Annotated in this window: 17 protein-coding genes; 7 read left to right on the top strand and 10 right to left on the bottom strand. The window is 42.4% G+C overall.

Features of this window, described 5'->3' with window-relative positions; genetic code table 11:
• Positions 1-21: 21 nt before the first annotated feature.
• Both G9Q97_RS09665 and G9Q97_RS09660 read right to left on the bottom strand, forming a co-directional pair.
• Positions 22-2,541 (bottom strand): M14 family zinc carboxypeptidase, encoded by a 2,520-nt coding sequence (locus tag G9Q97_RS09665; RefSeq protein ID WP_166146214.1) that lies wholly within the window; start codon positions 2,539-2,541, stop codon positions 22-24.
• Between the two features lie 115 nt (positions 2,542-2,656).
• Positions 2,657-3,319, bottom strand: coding sequence for a Tll0287-like domain-containing protein (locus tag G9Q97_RS09660; protein ID WP_166146211.1), 663 nt, complete (start codon positions 3,317-3,319; stop codon positions 2,657-2,659).
• Positions 3,320-3,492: 173 nt separating this feature from the next.
• Here G9Q97_RS09660 and prfA point away from each other — a divergent pair, with 173 nt between their 5' ends.
• Positions 3,493-4,569 carry a peptide chain release factor 1 gene (gene prfA, locus G9Q97_RS09655; RefSeq protein ID WP_166146208.1) on the top strand — a complete coding sequence of 359 codons (1,077 nt, stop codon included), beginning with the start codon at positions 3,493-3,495 and terminating at the stop codon, positions 4,567-4,569.
• On the opposite strand, the gene G9Q97_RS09650 is transcribed toward prfA, so the two are convergent.
• The 3 genes from G9Q97_RS09650 to mfd form a co-directional block, all read right to left on the bottom strand.
• Entirely contained in the window at positions 4,566-7,373 is a 2,808-nt protein-coding gene (locus G9Q97_RS09650) for a YCF48-related protein (RefSeq protein WP_166146205.1), read from the bottom strand. The genes prfA and G9Q97_RS09650 overlap by 4 nt on opposite strands.
• Positions 7,374-7,564: 191 nt before the next feature.
• Positions 7,565-8,788, bottom strand: coding sequence for a gliding motility lipoprotein GldJ (gldJ, locus tag G9Q97_RS09645; RefSeq protein ID WP_166146202.1), 1,224 nt, complete (start codon positions 8,786-8,788; stop codon positions 7,565-7,567).
• 266 nt (positions 8,789-9,054) lie between these two features.
• The gene (mfd, locus tag G9Q97_RS09640) at positions 9,055-12,408 is read right to left on the bottom strand and encodes a transcription-repair coupling factor (RefSeq protein WP_166146199.1); all 3,354 of its coding nucleotides are present in this window, start codon (positions 12,406-12,408) and stop codon (positions 9,055-9,057) included.
• 163 nt (positions 12,409-12,571) lie between these two features.
• Here mfd and G9Q97_RS09635 point away from each other — a divergent pair, with 163 nt between their 5' ends.
• The 4 genes from G9Q97_RS09635 (at position 12,572) to G9Q97_RS09620 (ending at position 15,684) form a co-directional block, all read left to right on the top strand.
• Positions 12,572-13,183 (top strand): cytochrome c oxidase subunit 3, encoded by a 612-nt coding sequence (locus G9Q97_RS09635; protein WP_166146196.1) that lies wholly within the window; start codon positions 12,572-12,574, stop codon positions 13,181-13,183.
• Positions 13,184-13,272: 89 nt separating this feature from the next.
• Positions 13,273-14,250 carry an FtsH protease activity modulator HflK gene (gene hflK, locus G9Q97_RS09630; RefSeq protein ID WP_166146193.1) on the top strand — a complete coding sequence of 326 codons (978 nt, stop codon included), beginning with the start codon at positions 13,273-13,275 and terminating at the stop codon, positions 14,248-14,250.
• A 37-nt stretch (positions 14,251-14,287) separates the two neighbouring features.
• On the top strand, positions 14,288-15,226 hold the full coding sequence (gene hflC, locus G9Q97_RS09625) for a protease modulator HflC (RefSeq protein ID WP_166146190.1): 939 nt from the start codon (positions 14,288-14,290) through the stop codon (positions 15,224-15,226).
• Between the two features lie 14 nt (positions 15,227-15,240).
• Positions 15,241-15,684, top strand: coding sequence for an SRPBCC family protein (locus tag G9Q97_RS09620; RefSeq protein WP_166146187.1), 444 nt, complete (start codon positions 15,241-15,243; stop codon positions 15,682-15,684).
• Positions 15,685-15,709: 25 nt separating this feature from the next.
• Here G9Q97_RS09620 and G9Q97_RS09615 read toward each other — a convergent pair whose 3' ends face one another.
• Positions 15,710-16,180, bottom strand: coding sequence for a Fur family transcriptional regulator (locus tag G9Q97_RS09615; RefSeq protein WP_166146184.1), 471 nt, complete (start codon positions 16,178-16,180; stop codon positions 15,710-15,712).
• Positions 16,181-16,385: 205 nt separating this feature from the next.
• On the opposite strand from G9Q97_RS09615, the gene G9Q97_RS09610 reads away from it, so the two are divergent.
• Together G9Q97_RS09610 and G9Q97_RS09605 are read left to right on the top strand one after the other, a co-directional pair.
• The gene (locus G9Q97_RS09610; RefSeq protein ID WP_166146181.1) at positions 16,386-17,645 is read left to right on the top strand and encodes an aspartyl protease family protein; all 1,260 of its coding nucleotides are present in this window, start codon (positions 16,386-16,388) and stop codon (positions 17,643-17,645) included.
• Between the two features lie 141 nt (positions 17,646-17,786).
• A complete protein-coding gene (locus G9Q97_RS09605) occupies positions 17,787-20,786 on the top strand; it encodes a sensor histidine kinase (protein WP_166146178.1) in 3,000 nt (999 codons plus the stop codon).
• A 27-nt stretch (positions 20,787-20,813) separates the two neighbouring features.
• On the opposite strand, the gene nagB is transcribed toward G9Q97_RS09605, so the two are convergent.
• The 4 genes from nagB to G9Q97_RS09585 form a co-directional block, all read right to left on the bottom strand.
• Entirely contained in the window at positions 20,814-21,539 is a 726-nt protein-coding gene (gene nagB, locus G9Q97_RS09600) for a glucosamine-6-phosphate deaminase (RefSeq protein WP_166146175.1), read from the bottom strand.
• A gap of 90 nt (positions 21,540-21,629) precedes the next feature.
• Positions 21,630-22,232 (bottom strand): trimeric intracellular cation channel family protein, encoded by a 603-nt coding sequence (locus tag G9Q97_RS09595; RefSeq protein ID WP_166146508.1) that lies wholly within the window; start codon positions 22,230-22,232, stop codon positions 21,630-21,632.
• 35 nt (positions 22,233-22,267) lie between these two features.
• On the bottom strand, positions 22,268-22,882 hold the full coding sequence (locus G9Q97_RS09590; protein ID WP_166146172.1) for a class I SAM-dependent methyltransferase: 615 nt from the start codon (positions 22,880-22,882) through the stop codon (positions 22,268-22,270).
• A 30-nt stretch (positions 22,883-22,912) separates the two neighbouring features.
• A complete protein-coding gene (locus G9Q97_RS09585; protein ID WP_166146169.1) occupies positions 22,913-24,061 on the bottom strand; it encodes a BamA/TamA family outer membrane protein in 1,149 nt (382 codons plus the stop codon).
• Between the last annotated feature and the right edge of the window lie 13 nt (positions 24,062-24,074).

Below are 24,074 nucleotides of genomic sequence, written 5' to 3'. Positions count from 1 at the left end.
AACCATGGCTGTTTTTTTTAATCAATTGTCGGACAAAAATAAAGCATTGGCAAAAATCAACTTACCAGCCTCCCAGAAACTCCGGAACATGGGATTGTCCACCATATACATCAGCTGCCCCCTTCCCATGGGTTCAACGCCGAAGACCAAAGAATTGGCCATTAAAGGTTTGATTTTGTAACCAATAAAACCTGTACGATGGCTTTCCTGTCCGGCAATGTAACCGGCATTGATGCCGTCCTCCATTAAAGCATAGCGGTTGGAATTATTTTTCAGGGTATAAAACTCCCCTTCACTGCCATATCCCAGGGGATGCGTGCTATCCATTTGCACTTCATATATGGCACCGGCCGCGTAATTCGAAATCTCCAGCCGTTCTTTTTCCAGAAAAGGTGCCGTTTTATCCCCTTCAGAACCTTTGGCTATCATGCTCTCGAACGTTTCTTTTTCCGCTTCACTGGCATAAGTCTGTAATAAACCTTCCTCCCGGTCAGCAAACAAATCCAAAGCATCTTCCATGGCAAGGAGCTTTCCACCTGCTGCTACCCATTCAGTCAAAACGGGATGTAATTCCTCTTTGTAATTTCCCGAGGGCAGGATCAGTACATCGTAATCCTGTAATACAGCCCCATTCAATTGATCTGATTCAAGTATGACGACAGGGTATTTTAACTCGCTATCCAGAAAATGCCAAACCTCTCCAAAATTCAGTGATGATACACCCTCTCCTCCCACAAGAGCGATGGCAGGTTTCTGAATGATACGTACATGGGAAGACCCGAAATCTTTCCCGCTGTCCATATAGCCTGTTTGGGTTTTACCCAGTTTTATTTCAAAGGAGTTGGCCAAGTCAGTTACTTTTTGATGAAAGTCCGGGATGTAGGCATTTCCACCCCGGGTAATGATAAGCGAACCCGCGGGATAACTGTTTCCTCCTACTTCGAAGGGATACTCGTTGTATCTTACGCGAATACCTTCCTGCAGTAGGGCAGCAAGGTATTTGACATGTTGGGTGGCGTTCCAGGGAGCAATGTAGGCGAGGGTTTCCTTATCGGGCCTGTTGGGCTCGAAATCAGGTTTCAAATAATCCTGCTCCGCGTCCAGGCGGCCTTCCAGCGCAAAGGCATTCAAACCAAAGGCATACGGAAGTGCCCAGGAAGTGATGTCATAGGTGATGCTGTCGTTCAAAACCGGTTCCGGTTCAAATAATACCTGGGTCAAAACTGACTTGGGTTGAAAGGCATTGATGACAATGTCATTCTCGGCCAATGACTGTCGACCGGACTCACCGGTTTGGTAGGAAAATCCGTTCAAATTTTCGCTTTTTCCACTCCAACCATAACGGATACCATTTTTGTCCAGCAGGTCCAGCAGGGCCCTGACCTTGTCCGGCGGGTTGCTTCCCTTGATGACATAGCTTTTGTAAGTACCGGATGGGCTGGTACTGCTTTCGGCGAAATATTGTTCATAGGCCTCCAAAACCCTACCGGCAATGGATGAAGTAGTCTCAATGGCAGAAATACCGGTGGTATGGTGGTGTATGATCCTGTCTTTCAGGCTAATGGTATCTCCCTGGGCATCATAGCCGCCAATACCGGCCCTGCCTGAGCCACCCTGCTCTATGGTCATACCAATGGCTCCATTGTACATGGGGTAAGTGTCCCCATAACTGGGATAAAGCAGATCAAACCTTTCTTTGGTAAAATAAAACCAGTCCTGTTCATCAAAATACCCAGCCGTATTTCTGCCAAAAATTTCCTGGTATTCGTGCTGGAAGTCCGTCAACTGTACGTGCAGGGGTTCTGCTGCAGGAGCAAAATAATAAGGGGAATTGATTCCCTGCTCGTGAAAATCCAAATGAACCTGTGGAAGCCACTCATTGTATAAGGCCAGCCTTTGCTGCGTTTCGACTTGTGTCTGCCAGGCCCAGTCCCGGTTCAGGTCAAAAAGGTAGTGGTTGGGTCTTCCACCTGGCCAGGGTTCTCTGTGCTCGATGGATTGCAGGTCAGGCTGAAGTACCTGATTCATTTTTTGCTGATACCAGTTGACATACCTCTCTTGCCCGTCAGGATTGACACAGGGGTCCAATACCACCAAAGTATTGGCCAGCCATTCCCGGGATGAGTCATTTTCGGGATCCACAAGGGAAAAAAGTGTCATCATGGTGGCTTCTGAAGAAACCGCTTCATTGCCATGCACATTGTAGCTCATCCAATGCACGGGAATGGAAAGTTCCGGACTTCCTTCCATCAGGCCGGCCCTCTTCAGGTTATCCGTACGGATGGTTTCCAGTTGTTCGATATTTTGTTTAGAGGAAACAAAGGCAACCATCAGGGGGCGCAACTCATTGGTTTTCCCATATTCCTTCAATAATACATTGTCATTGGTAGCAGCTACATGTTGATAATAGGCGACCACCTTGTGGTGGGGGGTAAACCTGTCTCCCAGTTCATAGCCTAAAAATTCAGCAGGACTTTGTGTTTGCGCCAAAATTTGGAACTGCAACAGCATAAAGCCGAAGATTGCGTATAATTTCTTCATAAATAATTTAGTAATGCATGAAAGCAAGACATGCTCCCTCTTAATTGACTTAATTTTCAGTGCAAATATAAAAGTAAACGCCTTAATGCTGCTTTGAGCAGAAAATAATCTGCCCCTACATATTCTTCACCACCTCTTTTTTGGGCAATGAAATGCTCCACATGCCTCGTAGTTCGCCCACTTTATAACCAAGAGCTTTATCCGCAGGGTAAAGTGATTTGATTTTTTCAAAGGTGGCATCACTGACTTCTTTACCCGGCTCCCCGTGACAGTTGAGGCAAAGTCCGCCTGGTATGGTGATGGCTTTGGTATATAACAACACTTCGCCATTCTCTGTTTTCTGGATATTGGGACGGTTATCTATTTCATTTTCAACGTTGTAGGCGTAGGCATCCAGCAGGCTCTTTTCCATGTCAGTTGGACTATTTTCCGGATTTCTGTTTTTTACAGACACCCTCCGTATGTTGACTGCATGTTTGTCAGCAACTTTTTTGGTAATGGGCAAAGCTTCCAGGTGACAAAAATCTATGGCTCCCGGGACTCCTTTGTCTTCAATGGCCTTCTGCAAGGCACCTATGAGCTCTACCTGGGCTTCCTGACTGATCTCATCGCCCCATTTCATGGCATAATCCGTAATTTCAGACTCCGTAACTTTTTTTACTTCATTGGCCTTGTTTACCTGATCCACCACATCCCGATCAATTTTTTTATTGTCACCACAGGAGGCCAGTAACAGCAAGGGGACAAACAGGAGCCTTATCCACTTTGTATTTTTCATTTGCTTTAACATCAGATTCTTTATTTAAAGATAATGACTAAACTTGAAAAAAGTTCAAAAGCTGACCATAATCAACCCTTCTTTACCTGTCTGCTCCGGATACCATAATCTGGCATTTGTCGGGATTTCGTCAACAATATTGTTTAATTTTGCCTTCCAAATAAAACGATGCCATGCAGGACAAACTGGAAGCCATAAAAGAAAGATTCGAAGAAGTAGCTCAACTGATCATTCAGCCTGATGCCATGTCTGACATGGGCAAGTATACCAAACTTTCCAAGGAATACAAAGACCTGGAAAAGGTGGTAAAGGTTTACGATGAATACCGGTTGATTCTGGATAACCTCAGCAGCACCAAATCACTTTTGGAAAAGGAAAAAGATCCTGAATTCAGGGAAATGGCCAAGATAGAATGGGAAGAGCTGAAAAACCGAAAGGAGGTAATAGAAGAGGAGTTGAAAAAAATGCTGATTCCCAAAGACCCGAATGATTCGAAGGACTGCATTCTGGAAATCCGTAGTGGTACCGGGGGAGATGAGGCAGCTATTTTTGCAGGGGATCTTTTCAGGATGTATGAAAAGTTTTGTGAAAAGCAAAACTGGAACCTGACGGTATTGGACCTTACTTTTGGTACCTCCGGGGGATATAAGGAAATTATCAGCTCCGTTTCCGGAGCTGATGTGTACGGGATGTTGAAATATGAATCCGGGGTTCACCGCGTGCAACGCGTACCTGCTACGGAGACCCAGGGCAGGGTACATACCTCAGCTGCCACGGTCGCTGTACTGCCGGAAATGGAGGAAGTTGACGTGCAAATTGACATGAACGATGTCCGTAAAGACACCTATTGTTCCTCAGGTCCAGGCGGCCAATCGGTAAACACCACCTATTCGGCCGTAAGGCTCACCCATGAACCTACCGGGTTGGTGGTGACCTGTCAGGATCAAAAATCCCAAATCAAAAACTTTGAAAAAGCCCTGAAAGTACTGCGGTCCAGGATTTATGAAATCGAACTGGCCAAACACAATGAAACGGTAGGCGCCCAAAGGAAATCCATGGTGGGCAGCGGAGACAGGTCAGATAAAATACGCACTTACAATTACCCCCAAAGCCGGGTCACAGACCACAGGATCAACAAAACTGTCTATAACCTGTCTGAAGTAATGGAAGGAAACATTGAAGACTTTATCAGTGCCTTGCGATTTGCTGAAAATGCAGCAAAAATGAAAGAGGGTGGGGCAAATGATTAAAACACCAGGATTTTTCTTTTATATTCCGCATTTCTGGTCCGAAAAACCAACACATGAAGGCCTTTTGGTAAATTGGTAACCGGGTAGACAAATTGCCCTTCCCGGGTGGGAATATCCATGATTTTTTGTCCCAGCGTATTGAAAATACCCAGATAGGTCAGGGAGGGTAATCCCTCAATGGTGATGTTTATGTCTCCAAAAGAAGGGCTCGGAAAAACCCCAATATGGAAAGGCCCCTTTTCCTCCGGAAGAGCCGTAATTAGGTTCACATTCACAGAAAGTGCCTGGCTGGGTCCCTGGTTGCAGGCATTCATTGGGGTTACCACCAGCTCATGGTCGCCTTCATTGGTCCAGTTTACCCTGATGCTGCCTGTACCTTGTCCGCTTATGATTTCGCCACCTTCCCCAATGGTCCATTGATAATTGATATCCTGCAATGCTTCCACTTCATAATCCGCTTCCTGAAAACCAACCCTATCCGGTCCCTCTATTGGTGAAGGCTGATCCGGAATGGTAATCACCCGAATGGGTTTCTGGGTTGTGGGTCCCTGTCCACAGGGATTGGTGGTAGAAACGGAAATGGATTGATCGCTCAAATTGGTCCATTCAAGGGTAATCCGAGCGGTTCCCTGACCGGATCTGACCACACCTCCGGTTGCCTCCCAGAAATATTCCGTTCCTGGTATGGAATCCACATGGTATTCTTCCAGGGTATTGACACAGACCACTCCTTCGCCTTGAATATCAGTTGTTTGATCAGGCTCTTCTGAAACCACCACCTCCATGGCAGTAGTATTTCCGTTTCCGCAATTGTTTTGACCTCTCACCAGGACGGCATTCCTTCCGGGATCATCCCATCTCACTACTATTCTGGTACTTCCCTGCCCTTCAATAATGGTCCCTCCATCAACCCTCCATTCATAGGTAGTTCCTTCTTCCTCCAAATCCTGGATGGTATAAATTTGCTGGCTCAGGCAAATATTGCCTTCGCCAAATATGGTCGCAACATCCTGAGGAACCTGGCAGGTATACTGGTAAAAGATACCGTTCTCGCCTGCGGCGTAGCCCACATTCAGGTCCCCGAAACTCACTCCGGTAAAGTTCTGAAAAGTCCCTGTAGGCAACCTTTCCCAGGTAGCACCTGCATCAAATGTCCTCAAGATCAATCCTTCATAACCAGTAATAAACCCTACGGACTCGTCCAAAAAAGCCACATCGGTGAAATTTTTCTCATGAGCAGTCTGAATCCTGCTCCATGATTGCCCTTTATCGGTTGTTTTAAAAGCATTCCCCGACTCGCCTACAATAATGGCTGTCTCTTCATCCAATAGGGATATGGCATTTAGTTTTGCTGTACTAGTCAGGTTAATTTGCTGCCATTCACCCCCTCCGTCGGAGGATAAAAGGACATGCCCTCTATCACCTATCACCAGTCCATCACTTTCATTGAAGAAAAGGATGTCATGAAAATCCGTCTCATTCCATCCAACAGGAACAGTCTGCCAGTTGACTCCCCGGTTTTCTGTTTTGCTGATCAAACCCCTTTCGCCTACTGCAAAACCCCGGTTGAAATCAAAAAAATACAAGCCATTAATATCCCTGTTCGTTCCCGGATTCAGGGTTGTCCAATTGGCTCCTGAATTTGTGGTGTTGATTATATTTCCATTGACCCCGGACACAAAACCAGCACCATTCGAAACAAAATACAGCGCATTGAAGGAGAGAGAAATTGGCCTGGAACGATCTACAAAGGAATTGCCTCCATTACCAGTAAGTAAAATTAATCCCCTTTCTCCAATGAGGTAGCCCCGCAGGTCTGTAGTAAACTGAATAGAAGTGTAATCATTGGCCCTGCCCGATAGACGAATAGCCCAATTCGCACCCGAATTGTTAGAAGAAATTAAAAAGCCACTTGAAGCCACTGCCAGCACATTATTGGTCCCAGGTCTGAAAGCTAGTGAACTGACGTCCTGATTCGTACGGGAATTGGCAGCCAGAAAGGTCAGGCCGCCATTATCAGTTCTAAGGATGGTCCCATTCCCGCCTGTAACCAGTCCAATTAAAGGAAAGGAAGGATGGAAAACAACATCCCTAAGGTCAGTGTCTATGCCACTGTTGATAAATTGCCAATTCAGGCCTGCATCCACGGTTTTAATGATTGCTCCCAAATCTCCAACTGCATAACCAATAGAATCGCTGGTAAAATGCACCCCATTTAGCGAAACATCGAATCCTGTAGGATTTTCCACCCAGTCCATCCCTGCATTGACTGTCTTTAGCAATGAAGCTTCGGATGTGACCGCAAAGCCAAGGGTATCGTTTACAAAATGAAAATCATTGATATCAGCGGGGCTTACCTTATTGCCAGATTGCCAGGTGATGCCCCCGTCTGAGGACCGGATGATATTTCCTGCTTCCCCAGCCACTACTATCAGGTCATTGTCGAGGTGCCGGATTTTTTTCCAAAGAATATTTTCAGGGTGCGTGTAACTTGTCCAGTTAAGGCCTCCATCATCCGTACGATAAATCTCTCCTCCTTCTCCAAGCAACAGCCCTTGTCTGTCATCGAAAAAAGAAAAATCCACAATGAGTCCCCGGCTTGGTGATTTTAGCTCAATCCAGCTCAAACCACCATCAATGGATTTCAACAGGATATTCTCACCGGCTATAAATCCTACCTGCTCATCTACCCATTGGATGGCAGCATAATTATTTCCCCAATCGCCTACCCTTCTCCAACTTTGGCCATATCCCTCCTGGTACAGGAAAAGCCCAAGAAAAACTAAAAATAAAGCCCGCTTCATACAAATCCCTAAGTTTAAATAAATTATGCCTACAAAAATAAGATTAAATTCAGGATTTTATAGCAAAATCAGCCAATATCCCCAATTGCTTTTCAAAAGGCTTTTTTCTAAATATCAACAGGGAAAAACACGGCATAAAAAAAAGGGTGAATCACCCTTTTTCATTTCTTATCAGCTATTTCGTTAAAATTTTACCTGTCTTTACCACCTACCGCAATCATGGCACACCTGAATCCAATGTGGTTGGAGGCGGAATCCTGATGCATAAATCTCCTTGTTCCGGGTGCCAGCCAGTAGGCAACATCCCTCCAGGACCCTCCTTTGTACACCCGATAATTATCGTCTATCAAAGTGGTGTTGTAGGTATTTTCTTCATCATAGACCCCATCTTTCCGCAAAGGGTTCAAATCGTCAAAATCCTGAAAGGAAAGCGGACGGTAAACATCCTGAACCCACTCGTTCATATTTCCCGCCATATTGTACAATCCGAAATCATTTGCTGGAAAATCATATACATTGGTAGGGATAATTTCTCCATCATTGGAGACGCTACCAGGAATACCGGCATAGTCACCCCTGCCCCGCTTAAAGTTAGCCAGAAAATCTCCCTGACGTGATTTCCTCTTGATATTGTAGGGGTTTCTGGGTCCACGACCATCCCAGGGATAGATCCGGCCGTTTTCCTGGTTTTCATCCATGTATTGGGTTCCAATCATTGCCTTGGCAGCAAACTCCCATTCTGCCTCATTTGGAAGCCTGTAGTCAGGAAATACGGAACCTCTTTCGATTAGCTGGTCTTTTGTAAGGGTTGAATCCAATTCATTTTTTTGCCTTTCCAATTCGTTTACATAAGCGGTCCGCCATTCACTGTAGGCATTGGCTTGTGTCCAACTCACACCTGCTACCGGATAGAAATTAAAACCAGGGTATCGGAAATAATAGGTGGCATACACATCATTGTAAGACATTGTACCATCCCATACATCTTCATTAGGTTCCAGTTTTTGAATGGAATCTGCACTGACTCCGTCACGCTTGGCCATGTTGAACAAGAACTCTTTGTAATCCACGTTGGTGACTTCGGTCTCATCCATGTAAAAAGAAGCGATGGTAACGGTTCGTTCCACATTGTCCCGAAAGCCCATGATATCCTGCTCCTGAGAACCCAGTACGGCCCTTCCTCCCTGAATAAACACCAATCTGGGTCCTACCACCTCACTGGGTAGCCTGAAAACCTGAAATGAAGTAGAATCCTCCTCATCAAAACTGTAACGTGCCCCTGTCGAAGCACTTACCCCTCCAGGATCACTGGCTGTTCTTCTCCCGGATTTATTCCCACAGGAAGTAACCAGCAGCGCTAAAATGGCTACTGCAGCAAAAAAACTAATTTGAAATTTTTTGTTCCCCAATCTCATGTGACAACTTTTTGGTTTTGCCCTATTAAAACGCTAATATATGATCAATAATACATTATACCAATAAACTTTCTTCTCCCCAGAAAAGCCCAAAAGTCAATTTTGGCCGATATCTGTGAAATAATACATTAATTTTCATGCCATTGTACTTATTTGCTTCATAAAAAATTTCAAAATATTTCAATTTTGATTGAATTAATAATCATTACCTTCCCGACAAACTCCTTAACCTTAAGGACATAAGTACTTTTGACACAAACCGCCACTTATTGAGCGAGCATATCCGAAAGCCATTTTTTGCCGGCAGGAATGCTGTCCACTCCTTTGATTACCAATAATAAACGGTCTTTGGTTTCTTTTATTTTACAATACCTGCCTTTGACCTGAATAAAGTTAATAATTGCCTTGAATACCGCAGAATTGAAATATCCATCATTTTTGGAAGAAACGAAATAACATTTCATTTGTTCATTTTTTAACACGAGCTTTTCAAAGCCCAGGTTTTCAGCCATCCAGCGAAGCTCTACTGTTTCAAACAATGCCTGGACCCGATCGGGAATAGGGCCAAAGCGGTCTCTGATTTCTTCCTTAAAACCTTCGAGTTCGTTTTCTTCTTTTATATTGTCCAATTTGGAATAAAGGCTCAACCGCTCTGAAATATTACTAACGTAACTTTCTGGAATAAGCAATTCCATGTCGGTTTCAATTACGCAATCTTGTACCAAAGGAGCCGTTTTTTCTTTTAGATCCACCTCAAAAAGAGCCGAAAATTCTGTTTGTTTTAGCTCATGAACGGCTTCATCCAGGATTTTATGGTACATTTCAAATCCAAGATCCGTAATAAACCCACTTTGTTCTGCTCCCAGTAAATTACCTGCACCTCTGATATCCAGGTCCCTCATGGCCACCTTAAATCCATCCCCCAGATCAGAGAATTCCTCAAGGGCTTGCAAGCGCTTTCTTGACTCTGTGCTCAGCGTAGCTGTGGGAGGTGTAAGCAGGAAACAATAGGCCTTTTTGTTGCTTCTGCCCACCCGGCCCCTCATCTGGTGCAGATCGCTCATGCCAAACATATGCGCTCTGTTAATTATTATGGTGTTGGCATTGGGAATATCCAGGCCCGACTCAATGATATTTGTGGAAACCAGCACATCATAGGATCCTTCGATAAAGTCAACCATGATTTTCTCTAGTTTTTTCCCGTCCATCTGCCCGTGTGCTCCAACCACCTTTGCATCAGGAACCAACCTCAAAATCAGGTTAGCAATGGAATCAATTTCTCCCACCCTGTTATGAACAAAAAACACCTGCCCTCCCCGGCTAAGCTCGTTTGCCACTGCATCCCGGATGATATCTTCCCTGAATGTGTAAATCTCTGTGGTCACCGGTTGCCTGTTTGGAGGTGGTGTGGCGATTACGGAAAGGTCCCTGGCCCCCATCAGGGAGAAATGAAGCGTTCTTGGAATGGGTGTCGCCGTTAGGGTAAGCACATCAACATTCACGCGAAGTTGTTTGAGTTGGTCTTTAACCTTCACCCCAAATTTTTGCTCCTCATCAATGACCAACAGCCCCAGGTCCTTGAATTTGATATCTTTATTTACAATTCTGTGGGTTCCTATCAATATGTCGATTTCGCCTGAAGCCACCCGTTTAATGATTTCTTTGGTGTCTTTGGCTGAGCGAAACCTGTTGATATACTCGATTTCAACCGGAAAATCTGCCAGCCGTTCTTTAAATGTTTGGTAATGCTGCATGGCCAATATGGTGGTTGGCACCAAAACAGCCACCTGCTTGCGATCATTTACAGCCTTAAAAACAGCCCGGACGGCCACTTCGGTCTTCCCAAAACCCACATCACCGCATACCAACCTGTCCATAGGGTATGGTTTTTCCATATCCACCTTGACATCAGAAGTGGCTGTTGCCTGATCGGGGGTATCCTCATAGATAAAAGAGCTCTCAAGCTCGATTTGCAGGACACTGTCCGTGGAAAACTGATGCCCGGGAGCCGATTTTCGTTTGGAATATAGCTTGATCAGGTCCTTGGCGATATCTTTTACTTTTTTCTTTACCCGGGTTTTTTTATTCTCCCATTCCGGCGACCCCAATTTGGACATGCTGGGCATAGTGCCCTCCTGGCTGCTGTATTTAGAAATTTTATGTAAAGCATGGATGTTTACATACAGCAGATCATCATCCCGGAATACCAACCTAATGGCTTCCTGTAATTTCCCATTGACCTCCACCTTTTCCAGACCTGCAAATCGCCCAATGCCATAATCCACGTGCACGATAAAATCCCCGGGGTGCAAACTCTTTATTTCTTTCAGGGTAAGCGCTTTGGATTTAGAAGAGGCTTTGCTGGTTTTGTACCTGTGAAATCTTTCAAAAATCTGGTGATCGGTATAGCAGGCCAATTTTAAAGAATCGTCAATAAAGCCCTCCCGCAAGCTTAAAGGTAAAGTTTGGATACGTAAAGTGGGATCCAGTTCAGAAAAAATATTCAACAAACGGCCGATTTGCTTTTCACTTTCGGAACAAATGATATTACTTAGGCCTTTTGTTGCATTCTCATTCAGGTTCTGGACAAGTAAATCAAAATGCTTATTGAAAGAAGGCTGGGGCTTACCCTGAAATTTAAATTCAGGCACGCCTTTCCACTCAAACCTATGACCAAAAGCCAACTGAGTGAAGGCAGCAATCCCTTTTTCAAATTCGTCTGCAGCCAAAAATAACTTTTCAGGGCTCATTAACAGACCATTCCCTGCATTATCTCCATCCCCTGAATCCTGAAAGTAACCTTTTGCTTTGTCAAACAGGCTTTCCAATACACCCAGGCAATGTTTGTAATCCTTTATCCACAAGTAGGTGTCCGGAGGAAAAAAATCCATGACAGGCTGCCTGAATTCCTTCTTCATTTTGGTTTGAATATTGGGGATAATGCTAATTTTGGCTATTTTCCCTGTAGACAATTGCGTCTCCGGATCAAAAGGTCTGATACTCTCAATCTCTTTGCCAAAAAGTTCAAGACGGTATGGCATGTCATTGGCATAAGAAAAAATATCAATAATACCTCCCCTAATGGCAAACTGGCCTGCTTCGTAAACGAAATCGGACTTTTCGAAGCCATAGGTATGCAAAAGCTCTTCCACAAAGGATAGGTCTACCTTTTCACCTACTTCTACCGTAAAGGTGTGTTCTTTCAGACTTTTCTTGTTGACTACCTTTTCATAGATGGCTTCCGGAGAGCTGATCAGCAACTTACCTTCTGTTGGAGATCCGGAAAGCTTGTTCAGAATTTCCGCCCGCATCAACACATTGGCATTTTCAATGTCTTCATGGTGATAGGGTTTTTTATAACTTGCCGGAAAAAGATAGGGTGCTTCACCTGTCAAAGCCTGCCAATCACTTCCCAAATAAGCTGCATCCTCCTTGTCATAACCAATGATTACATGAAAACCTCCGACCAATTTTGTCATGGCCTGGATTAAAATCATATCCATGCTGCCTGATAGCCCTTTTACCTGCAGTCTTGAATGCTTTCCTGATTTAATTGCCAATGCCAGGTTACTGACAAAGGGATCTTCCTCGTATAGAGACAAAAATGCCCGCCTATCCAACTGTTTTTTTTTAATGGTCTTAAAATGATTGCCGCAATTTATTAATTTCCCTTGTATAAAATGGCCATTTCCTTCAAAATCGGGAAAGGGTCGATTGGAAAACAAAACAAATCCTGGAAAGAACCAACAAAATTTGAATTTGTTATGTTTCCAATATACGTTTATGCAAAGAGAGGAAAAATCCCATTGGTTCGAAAAAATTGAAAACCTGCATCCCTACAGGACCATTATGTATTTGGGCATGTTTGGCAGCGGATTGATTTTTTTATTTCTGATGACGGCCTTTGTGCTTTCTCAACCGGAGGCAGGAAGGTATGATCAGTTTGCTATTCCAAAATCGTTTATCATCAGCAGTATGGTGATCATCGTCAGCAGTTTTACTTCCGGAAGGATACTTCCCTACTTTAACAGCAATAACATTGAAAAAACAAAAATTTACCTGTTTGTAACTTTACTGCTTGGCCTGCTTTTTTCAACCTTACAGTTTACCGGATGGCGCGAGCTTTCCGGTATGGGAATAGATTTCAGGGGACTTCCATCTGGTAGTTTCCTGTACCTGCTCAGTGGCATACACTTGTTTCACCTTGCAGGAGCCCTGATTTATGCTTTGGTGCTATTGATTCATTTAAAAAAGTCAGAAAAAGATCCGGTTAGCACGCTGATTCTTTTGTCCAATCCCTACGAAGAAATGAAACTGGGACTATTTTCTGTGTATTGGAAGTTTATGGATGCGGTATGGTTGGTATTGTTTATTTTATTCCTTTGGATGTTTTAAAGACAGCTATTACTGAACTCCCAAATGATAACAATTAACTGATGCTATTCAGTCAATAAATCGTAAATTGCCGAAAAATACAGTATTTTATGTCAGACAATCAATTTGAAATCAATATTAATCCGGATTGGATCAAAAAGTATTTATCCAGGATTATCCTAATAGTAGTCGCTATCATTTTAATATTTTCTACAATAAGGACCGTTGGTCCGGAAGAGGAGGGTGTGGTCATCCAACTGGGAGAGTATAACCGAACCGTTATGCCTGGATTGAATTTCATCATCCCATTTGCAGAAACCATGTATAAAATCCCTGTTCAACGGCAACTCAAACAAGAGTTCGGATTTAGGACAAGTAGTGCCGGAACACAATCTGAATATGTTAAATCAGGTTACGGAGACGAAAGCATGATGCTTACAGGTGACTTAAACCTAACCGACGTGGAATGGGTGGTCCAATATCGGATAGTAGATTCTTACAATTACCTGTTCAAGGTCCGCAATGCTGAGAAAACACTGAATGACATGTCAGAGGCCGCCATGAGAAAAATCGTAGGTGACCGAACTGTTAATGAAGTTTTGACAGTTGGCAGGCAGGAAATTGCCACCAGTGTGGAAGTATTGTTACAAGAATTGTGTGATGAATACGAAAATGGCATTCGGATAGACCAGGTAGTATTGCAAGATGTCAATCCACCAGAGCCCGTAAAACCTAGTTTCAACGCAGTGAATGAGGCTCAACAAGAGCGTGAAACATTAATCAATCAAGCCGAAGCAGATTATAACCGGGTGATCCCAAGAGCAAGAGGGGAAGCTGAGGAAACCATCCAATTGGCGGAAGCTTATGCCTTGAACAGGGTCAATGGGGCCAGAGGAGAAGCAGAACGCTTTAATTCGGTCTTTGCCGCTTATGTTATGGCGCCTCAAGTGACCAAACAAAGGCTCTATCTGGAAACCCTTGAGAAGGTGCTACCCAAAATTGGTAACAAAATCATCACCGATGAGCAAGGCAGTAATGTTTTACCACTGCTTAACCTGAATAAAAGCAGTGTGAATCCAGCCCCATAAGTTTATTTTTTTAACCTGATAATAAAAATAGTTTCCCATGAAAAAAAGTAAAGTAATTTATATAATAGCTGTAGTAGTAGCCTTGATCCTGGTGGGACAAAGCGTTTTTATTCTGGATGAAACAGAGCAAGCCATTGTGACCCAATTTGGTAAACCTGTTGGTGAGCCCAGGACAGATCCTGGTGTTAATTTTGTAGTCCCTTTTATCCAAAAAGTGCAGTTTTTTGACAAGCGCTATCTGGAGTGGGATGGTGATAAAAACCAGGTCCCTACCAGGGATAAGAAATTTATTTTTGTCGATACCTACGCCCGTTGGGAGATTACCGATCCCCTTCAGTTTTTCATCAGGCTGCGGGACGAAAGATCCGCCCAATCAAGACTGGATGATATTCTGGATGGGGAAACCCGAAATGCCATTGCCAGCCATGACTTGCTGGATATCGTGCGTTCTACCAACAGGGACCCAGAAGTGACAGAGGATTTTATGGAAGAGCTGGAAGTACTGGAAGACATAGAAGTAGGAAGAGAAGCCATTGAAGAAATCGTATTGCAAAAGGCCAATGAAAGAACCTCAGATCTGGGTGTTCGAATCCTGGATTTCCGCTTCAAAAGAATGAATTATGTAGATGAAGTTAGGGATAGGGTCTACGACAGAATGATCAGTGAAAGGAACCGGATCGCAGACCAATTCAGGTCTGAGGGCCAGGGTGAGGCAAGAAAAATACAAGGTGATAAAGAGAGGGATTTGGCACAAATTCAGTCTGAAGCCAAAAGGGAGGCCGAGGAAATCAGGGGTAGGGCAGATGCAGAAGCTACAGCAATATATGCCTCTGCCTACAACAAAAATCAGCAATCTGTCGCTTTGTATAAATTTTTAAGGTCCCTGGAGGCCCTTGAAAATTCTTTAGATGAAAAAACCAGTCTGGTTATCTCTTCTGACAGTGACCTTTTTCAGTACCTGAAACAAATGCAATAAAGGGATAATCCCGGATGAAAATCAATCTATCTACCAAAGTCAATCAATCCTACCTGCAGGTAAAGGAGGGTTTTAATAAGGACTTGTTTCAAGCACTGAACCCTCCTTTTCCTCCGGTAAAATTATTAAGGTTTGATGGTTCATCCAAAGGAGATCTGGTAAGCCTGGAGTTAGATTTTTTGTTGTTCAAACAAGTTTGGACGAGTGAAATAATAGCGGACAAGACGGATGATAAAGCGTTCTTTTTCATTGATGAGGGAACAAGACTTCCTTTTTTTCTCAAGTCCTGGCGGCACAAACACAGTATTATCAAATTAGATGATCATCATTCGATTATTAGGGATGAAATAAGCTACAAGAGCCATCATTTCATTTTGGACATACTTCTGTATCCTGCTCTTTATCTTCAGTTTGCCATGCGAAAGCCTATATACAAAAGGGTGTTTTCCAGAAAGTAAATTAAAGCCAAATAAAAAATGGCGCTCAGATTACCTGTAAATTCTCACATTCAGGAATCTCGCAGTCACCATACAATACCAAAGAATGGCTGGTAATATGGGAAGAAAATTCCTTTCCCATGGCTTCCTTGATCAGGTTGATTCTTTGATCAGAAAACTCCTTTATTTTCCTGCATTGGTTGCAAACATAATGGTCGTGATGTTTGTAGGTAAGGGCTTGCTCGTATAAGGCTACCTTGTCCTTAAATTGATGTTTGACAGCAAGGCCACATTCCACCAGCAGATCAAGCGTATTGTAGATGGTGGCCCTACTGATAGAATAACCGCCATTCCTCATTTTTAAAAATAACCCTTCTACGTCAATATGCTCGTCTTGTGGCAGTGCATACAATTCATCTATGACGGAAAATCTTTCCGGGGTTTTACGGCTTCCTTGTCGAACAAGGTAATTTTCAAATATTTTTTTTGCTTTTTCAACAATTGACTTATCTGCCATGGTTATATCATTCTAAATATTAAAGATGAGGTATTTTTTAGATTTATCAAACCCAATGACATTCCAAGAACAGACCAGAAGAGTTATTTTCATTCTTTCTAAATAACTTCACTAAAAATCCAAACTTCAGCAAAGAAAAGGGGTTAAGGTCTTAGTACTGAAATATATTTTATATATTAAACCTGCCAATTCGAATCAAGCATCTATGCACCCAAGCATCAAAAGACCATTTGTATTTTTGTTTTTATTTTTCTTTGCTTTTTCCCTGAAAGGCCAGGTCCCCGGCTTCTACATGAAAGAGGAGAAAAGAAAAGTCAAATTGCCCTTTGTTGACTCCAACAGCCTGATCATAATGCCTGTTTCCATAAACGGGGGGGAGGAAGTCAATTTTTTATTTGACACGGGAGTGAAATCGAATATTTTCTTTAGCAAAACCCTGGCTGATAAAATGCAGATGCAGTATACCCGGAAACTCAATTTGGTTGGCGCGGATGGAAAAACCGTTTTGAGTGCCTCTGTATCACCCAACAACCATTTTGATTTGGGGCCGGTGGAAGGAATATTTCAGGCCATTCTGGTGTTGGATGAAGATTTTCTTGAGCTGGAAAAGGTAATCGGAGTCCCTGTCTACGGCGTAATCGGTCATGAATTTTTCAAAAATAACCCCGTTAAAATTGATTACGATAACAGTACCGTAGTTTTTTACAGAAGGTCTGCATTGAAATGGCGCCCTTTCGGGTATAGAAAAATGGAGATTGAACTGCAGGGCAACAAACCCTACATTGAAACTACTATCAGGCAATTAAGCGGGCCTGACTTAGCAGCCAAATTGCTCATTGACACAGGAGCCAATCATGGTTTACTCCTGAATATGGAAACCAACGAAAACATTGTCCTCCCGGAAAAGAACCTGGAGAGTGACCTCGGCCGTTCTTTAGGAGGAGATTTGTTCGGATTTGTAGGCAGGGTTAAAAGAGTTAATATTGAGGGTTTAAGGTTTAGAAATGTCATCACCTCCTATCCGGAAGAAAATGAATTTTCGGAGGTAATTATTGAAACAGGGAGAGAAGGTAGTCTGGGCTCGGACATTCTTAACCGAATGAAAATCATCATGGATTATCCCCGCGAAAGAATGCTTTATAAAAAAGGAGCAAAATTCGGCGACGAATTCAAGTACGATATGAGCGGTCTAATGGTGAGGGTTTACTCTGCCGAAGACAAAAGATTTTACATCAGCCAGGTTAGGGAAGATTCTCCGGCAGATCGTCAGGGCGTAAAAATGTTTGATGAAATCATTACCATCAATAAAATACCAGCCGTCTTCTGGGAACTTTCAGAGATCACTGAACTATTAAGATCGGAGGAAGGCAAAGTCATTTCCCTGGAACTTTTGCGGACCAATCCATCAGACCAAAATGAGAGCACCATACATAATATTACCTTTTTACTCGAAAAACAATTGTAATTTTTTATTCATACATATTATTTAATGAACTTCCTATATAAAATTTTGATAATCAGATCTATTTTGCGGTTTTAATATAAATTTTCTTAAATATTTAAGATATTTGTTTATAGATCAGTAGTAATCCATTCAAAGCTCTAGATGCCTGATAAGATTTTTAACAATTTATTACTCACTTTTAAGAAAACAGGTGATGAGAATTTTGAGACCCTTTACGTATCGAAAGGTTTCTTCAGAATTTTCAGTGATCCGTTGAAATTTTACCAATCAGATTTTTTTAATCAAATTTTCCCAACGACCAAAAATCCTGTATTTGAAACCATTTATGATTTTATGGGGTGCGGGGAGAATTTGGAAGTTCCCTTTTTCCTGAACCAATCTACTTTTAACTGGGTGAGAATAGAAGGTTTTACCATGGCCCAGCCAGACGGCACCTATCTGGTCAATGCCATGATCAATCCTATTCGACCTTCGCAGATTCATTCGTCCTGGATAGTCCATGCCGAAACAAAAAGGATTTTCACTGATTTCAAGAATCCTTCAGGATATTTTCCCGAAAATTTGGAGGCTTTTTGCAGGTACCTGTATGAAAAATACAGCATATCAGATACCGGCAAACTAAAACAACTTTGTGAAGGTCATTTAGAAGGCCTGAAATTGGATCTTGGTATTTTAAAACTTGATGTCAATGTCCTGGAAAATGGCTACCATTTACTTACCTTAAAAAAGGATCCCAAAAGGCCCAGGGTCCCAAATCTCATTGAAGAAGAATCAAATTACCTGAGCAACAGCTTTTTGGGTATCATTTATTTTGAATACCTGAAAGAAGACCGGGAAATGATTTGGTCTGGAGCCATTAATGAGTTGCTTGGGTATCAGGAACCCAGGTTCAAAAGGTTTTCCGTCTGGGATTGGCTGGAGATCATTCACCCTGATGACAGAAACAAGGTCAAAGACTTTCTCTTCACCGACCACTATGAAAAAGATGCCTATACATTTACCTACCAGGTCAAAAAGAAAAATGGAGAATACCTGCACCTGAAAAACAGTTTGAAGGTTTTTTATAATATCCCCTCAAAAAAAACCATACTGGTAGGCATTCTTAATGATGTTTCAGATATAAGACAAGCCCAGAAACACCTCAAAGAAAAAGATGGATTACTTCAAAATCTTTCTGATAAGGAATTTATCCAGAAAACATTACAGGAGGTATCTGAAATTTCCACCCTTTTTAAGGGTTCCACTCTATTTGATGAAATCAATCAGTTGATCTTTAAAAGATTGGGTTTTACCTATGGCATGATCGCCAATCTTAACCCAGTAAATCATTCTTATGAGTTAATTTCTGTAAGAAAATCTGGTAAAAAGTTAAAAAACACTTCGGAAAAATGGACAAAATTCATCAATGAAGAACTCTACAAACCATACCCTCAATCCAGCCTGTTGATCAAAGACATCCGTGACCTGGACTTACCCATCTTCACTTCATTTTTGGAAAAAAATGGTATTTCATCTCTGATACGGTTAGACTTATTAGACAAAAAAAATATCAAAATTGGCACCCTTTGTTTCCTACATGATAAACCATTATTAAACACAAACCTTTACAAGGAATTATTTCGCATATTGGGTGACTGGATAGGTAAAGAATTGCTTCAATACCGATTTGAATCCACCTTACAAGAAACCAACTTCATGCATGATGCCATCCTAAATGGCACAGCATATGCCATTTTTGCAGTCAATCATCAATTTGAGACCACGCTGATCAACAACAAGACACTGCCGGTTTTTAATCTGAAAAAAAAGGATAATCTGATGGAAACCGTGTTGATCAAAGATGGTAAAAAACATAGTTTGCAAGAGGTTATCACCCAATTCTCTAAATCAAAAAAAAGTACAGCATACTACTTACTTCCACATGGCGAGGAGGACTTCAAGGAGCTCAAGATATCCTTTACCCGAATCAAATACGGAAGGAAAAACAAAGTTTCCTATGTGGTATTTGTCGATGATATTACCGACAGAACGCATTCGGAAAAGAAATTGATCGCATCCGAGCAACTGTACAGAAGTATTGCGGAAAATTTCCCCAGGGGCACTATAGACGTACTCGACAAATCTTTTAATTATATATTTACTGATGGGGAGGAGTACAGACTGTCCAATACAGATCCAAAAAAACTGTTTGGAACCAATCATCTGGATCAGTACTCCGGCGAAAATTTAGCCATCACCAAAAAAAATCTGGAAAAAATCTTACAGGGGAAAACAGTTTCCTACGAAATAGAAGCCAATCAACAAAGATTTTTAAAAATTGGTGTTCCATTGATGAATCATTCGCAGGTGACAGACCGGATTCTTTTGGTAAAACAAAACATCACCGAAGCTAAAAAACTGGAAGCTGAAAGGGAAAAGCTGATCAAAGATTTAAAATCGCACAATGAAGAACTGCTGCGCTTTGCCTATATCGTATCTCATAATTTACGGGCTCCAATAGTTAACATTTCTCTTTTGATAGATCTGTTTAATGAAGAAGATCCTGCGGACCCCGAAAACAAGGAAGTTTTGGAAAATTTAAAAATATCCACCAATCTTCTGGACGCAACCCTGCAAGATCTGATCGAAGTGGTTTCCATCAAAAAACAAAAAATCCCGAAAGTAGAGCCGATAGATTTCAAAATGCTTCTCAACAATGTAGAGAAAAGCCTTTTTAACCAGTTGAAAGAATCAGGGATAAAGATTCACAAGGATTTTTCCGGTTTGGAAGTAATGAATTATGTCTATGCCCATCTAGAAAATTTTTTCATGAATTTTATGACCAATGCTGTAAAATACAGGCATCCTGACAGGCCTCCGGAAGTTTGGATTTCTACCTATAAAGAGAAAAATTATTGTGTGATCAGGTTTGAGGACAATGGCATCGGGCTTGATCTGGAAAGGTATGGGGATCGTATTTTTGGTCTTTACCAAAGGTTTCATAACCATGTGGAAGGAAAGGGATTAGGCCTATACCTTGTCAGAGAGCAAATCCGGGCCAATGATGGTAAAATCCAAATTGAAAGTGAGGTAGGAAAAGGTACAGTTTTTAAAATTCACCTCCGTAACCTGATCATGAACCAGCCCAACCATACGGACTAGACACCTTTCCCCCTTCCTCCTATTCAACTATTGCAACAAGGCCGCAGCTTCCTCATCCAAATACAACGTTACATGCGCATGCTTTTGGAGTATGCTGGCAGGAACCGCCTCCGTAACCGGCCCATTCACCATGTCCCTGACGGCTGCTGCCTTATGGCTGCCATAGGCCAAAAGAATTATTTCCCTGGTCTCCATGATGGTTTTAATTCCCATTGTCACTGCTTTTGTGGGTACTTCTTCTGTTGTTTCAAAAAAACGGCCATTGGCTTCAATGGTCTCCTTTAAAAGCGGTGCCACATGAGTGCTGCTTTCAAATGAAGTTCCCGGCTCATTGAAACCAATATGTCCATTGATTCCTATACCCAACAATTGCAAATCAATCCCGCCTGCAGCCTGGATTTGGCGCTCATATTCCTCACAATTGGATTCCAAATCTCCAACACCTATCGGCACATGTGTCTGCTCCAGGGGAATATTGAGCTGGTTAAACAAATGGATATTCATGAAGTAGCGATAGCTTTGTTGGTGACTTCCTTTCAATCCTACATATTCATCCAGATTAAATGTCACTATCCTGTGGTAATCTGTCCCATTTTCTTTGTGGTCCCGGCCAAGTAAGGTGTAGGTTTCCACTGGAGAACTACCGGTAGACAAACCCAATACGCTGCCTGGTTTGGTTTTTACCGATTGGATAATCTTGTTTGCTATAGCCTGGTGAAGTGCTTTACTACTTTGAAAAATATTGATTTGCATAAAATTAATTAAATTTGATTGTGCCTTTAAAGATATACCCTATTTGATTAAAATTTACCCCTGCCGATTGTCATTTTATCCTTCTACTTTTTATTTCAGGGTAGGTAAGCTAAGTTTGAATCTTACAGCAATGAGTCTGATCAAAATGATCAGGGCGATGGAGGATAATAAATTGATGTTTCTTCCCAGACCAAAATAATCCAGCCCCAAATACAATACTGCTCCAGCCAAACAGGCAGAGGCATATACCTCTTTCCTGAATAAAATAGGCATCACGTTGGTCAGGGTATCCCTGATTACCCCTCCCATAACTGCACTGAACATGCCCATGATCGCTGCTACTTCTGGCCTGAAACCTAAAAGCAAAGATTTTTCCACCCCTAAAATGGTAAAAAAAGCAATACCAAGAGTATCGAATAAAAAAAACGTTTTTCTGAGTCTGCCCACTACCGATGAGAAAAGAAAAGTAGTGATCAGCCCGGCAAAGATGGCATATAAAAAATTCACATTCCCAATCCACACCAAGGGATAAGCTCCTAACAAAATATCCCTTAGACTGCCTCCTCCGATAGCAGTAATAAAACCGGTAAATCCTGCTCCAAACAAATCGTGTTCCCTATCCTGAACAGCCAGCGCACCGGAAATGGCAAAAAAATAGGTGCCGATCAGTTCAAGGGCGTATTGTAAGTCCATTTGTATCACCATAAATTCCCACATATTTATTGGTGTTAATCCTTTTGGAACATAAAGACCCCCATAGCCCTTTGTCCGTGTACCAATACAGATTTCATTGGTTCTAATGGTATCAACCCGAATTGTTGCATGATGGTACGGGTCAAGTCTTCTGTGAGAATAAAACGCTCTGTTCCGTCAGGAAGCTGTTGTTTTTGTTGCACTTCTGTGCCCTGTGAAAAACAGCCCCCTGCATCGGTACACATTCTTAACCAAAACAATCCTCCTTGCGCCAGCACACGCATCTGTTCCTGCATCATGCTCATAAAATGTGCCAAGTCATCGGCAAAATGCATCACCGCACTGCTTATAATGGCATTTATAGCACCATCATGGAAAGGAAGCTCCTCCACATTGGCTACCTGAAAACGCTCAGGATCAAAGGTGGGATCCAGGGTTTTTGCGGTAATTCTTGCCATATTAATGGCCGTAGGATTCCTGTCAGTACCGAGGATTTTATACCCCTGCTGAATAAAGTAATGTGTATTTCTTCCTTCCCCGCAACCGGAATCCAGAATGATCATTTCCTTATTGAACCGGCCCTTCAGCAATTGATCCAATAAATAAATATCCACGTTTCCAAACAGTTTGTTTAGTGCATTTATATCCATGATTACCTCGGTAAATTACAAACTAACAATTCAGATCACTTCATTAAGTCCAAAATAAAAAGCAGCCTGGTCCCCATATGCAAAATCAATTCTCAAATGAAGCCCTTCGTCATTCAGTCTGTACCTAAAACCTACCCCACCTGCAAATCTCAGGTTGGGATTAACACCAAATTCTTTCAGACTGCGCCCTACTTGACCAATGCTTCCGAATCCAACCATTTTAAGCTTTTGGTAGACCGGAAACCTCCATTCCAACTGGTAAACCATCGCATGCTTGTCCCGGTACCTGCCTTCAAAATACCCCCGCATCAGGTCACTTCCGCCTATCAAAGAAAGATGTTGAAAGGGAGCCCTCCCCTGCGTAAAACTAAATCTGGCTTGGCCCACAAGTACCTGCCTCTCTTTGATGGGCCAATATTTCCTGAAATCTAAAATCCATTGGCTAAAATCAAAATTACTGCCAAAAAAAGAATGAAACTTCATCCATGAAATCTGGTGATATACGCCACTGCCCGGCTGAAAAATATTATCCCTTCTGTCAATATTCAAGGCCAGGCCCAAACCCGACAACCGCTGCCCATTACTTCCGGGTATATTTCCTGCTTCCAGCAATCCCCCCGGTGTTTTATCATAAATGTCATCAACCCTAAATTCATACCTGGGCCCAAGATAAATTCCTTTTCCAAGCATTTTTTCATAGTAGAGATGAAAATAAAAATATCTGGTAGCATAATATTCAGCTGATGTAATTTCATTCCCTATACCGGAAAATTGAAAGGGATAATCTGAAAAAGCTATCCTGCTATTTAAAAATGACTTGTTTTCATTCATCCAAAGTTCCAATTCGCCTGTGATAATCAATTGGTGATTTAGGGTATATAGCAAAGTCAGGGGTAGGGAAGACGGCCTGGTATCAGTCAATTCCCCCCGGCTGGTACGAAAAATCTTCAATGCCCTCCCACCTAGGCCAAGACTGGTTTCGGGGGAATAGGTCAATGCCGGAATAAAAGTCCAGGTATCAGTACTCAAAGCCTCTACCACCCTGTCAGCCAAACCAAAAAGCTTGTCTACTGTATTGGTTTTAACCTGAAGGCTGTCTGAACCTGGTATATCCTGAGAGGCGACAGGCACAATAAAGAAAGGAATCCAGGCCAAAATAAAGAGGTAAAATTTCTTCATCAAGGCCCGAAGA

Source organism: Cyclobacterium plantarum (assembly GCF_011290685.1).
Classification (GTDB): Bacteria; Bacteroidota; Bacteroidia; order Cytophagales; family Cyclobacteriaceae; genus Cyclobacterium; species Cyclobacterium plantarum.
This window is presented reverse-complemented; position numbering and strand designations above follow the sequence as displayed.

Bases quoted from the DNA above. Each gene is read 5' to 3' on its own strand.
- G9Q97_RS09665 (WP_166146214.1), bottom strand. From the start codon at position 2,541: ATGAAGAAATTATACGCAATCTTCGGCTTTATGCTGTTGCAGTTCCAA.
- G9Q97_RS09660 (WP_166146211.1), bottom strand. From the start codon at position 3,319: ATGAAAAATACAAAGTGGATAAGGCTCCTGTTTGTCCCCTTGCTGTTA.
- prfA (WP_166146208.1), top strand. From the start codon at position 3,493: ATGCAGGACAAACTGGAAGCCATAAAAGAAAGATTCGAAGAAGTAGCT.
- G9Q97_RS09650 (WP_166146205.1), bottom strand. From the start codon at position 7,373: ATGAAGCGGGCTTTATTTTTAGTTTTTCTTGGGCTTTTCCTGTACCAG.
- gldJ (WP_166146202.1), bottom strand. From the start codon at position 8,788: ATGAGATTGGGGAACAAAAAATTTCAAATTAGTTTTTTTGCTGCAGTA.
- G9Q97_RS09635 (WP_166146196.1), top strand. From the start codon at position 12,572: ATGCAAAGAGAGGAAAAATCCCATTGGTTCGAAAAAATTGAAAACCTG.
- hflK (WP_166146193.1), top strand. From the start codon at position 13,273: ATGTCAGACAATCAATTTGAAATCAATATTAATCCGGATTGGATCAAA.
- hflC (WP_166146190.1), top strand. From the start codon at position 14,288: ATGAAAAAAAGTAAAGTAATTTATATAATAGCTGTAGTAGTAGCCTTG.
- G9Q97_RS09620 (WP_166146187.1), top strand. From the start codon at position 15,241: ATGAAAATCAATCTATCTACCAAAGTCAATCAATCCTACCTGCAGGTA.
- G9Q97_RS09615 (WP_166146184.1), bottom strand. From the start codon at position 16,180: ATGGCAGATAAGTCAATTGTTGAAAAAGCAAAAAAAATATTTGAAAAT.
- G9Q97_RS09610 (WP_166146181.1), top strand. From the start codon at position 16,386: ATGCACCCAAGCATCAAAAGACCATTTGTATTTTTGTTTTTATTTTTC.
- G9Q97_RS09605 (WP_166146178.1), top strand. From the start codon at position 17,787: ATGCCTGATAAGATTTTTAACAATTTATTACTCACTTTTAAGAAAACA.
- nagB (WP_166146175.1), bottom strand. From the start codon at position 21,539: ATGCAAATCAATATTTTTCAAAGTAGTAAAGCACTTCACCAGGCTATA.
- G9Q97_RS09595 (WP_166146508.1), bottom strand. From the start codon at position 22,232: ATGGACTTACAATACGCCCTTGAACTGATCGGCACCTATTTTTTTGCC.
- G9Q97_RS09590 (WP_166146172.1), bottom strand. From the start codon at position 22,882: ATGGATATAAATGCACTAAACAAACTGTTTGGAAACGTGGATATTTAT.
- G9Q97_RS09585 (WP_166146169.1), bottom strand. From the start codon at position 24,061: ATGAAGAAATTTTACCTCTTTATTTTGGCCTGGATTCCTTTCTTTATT.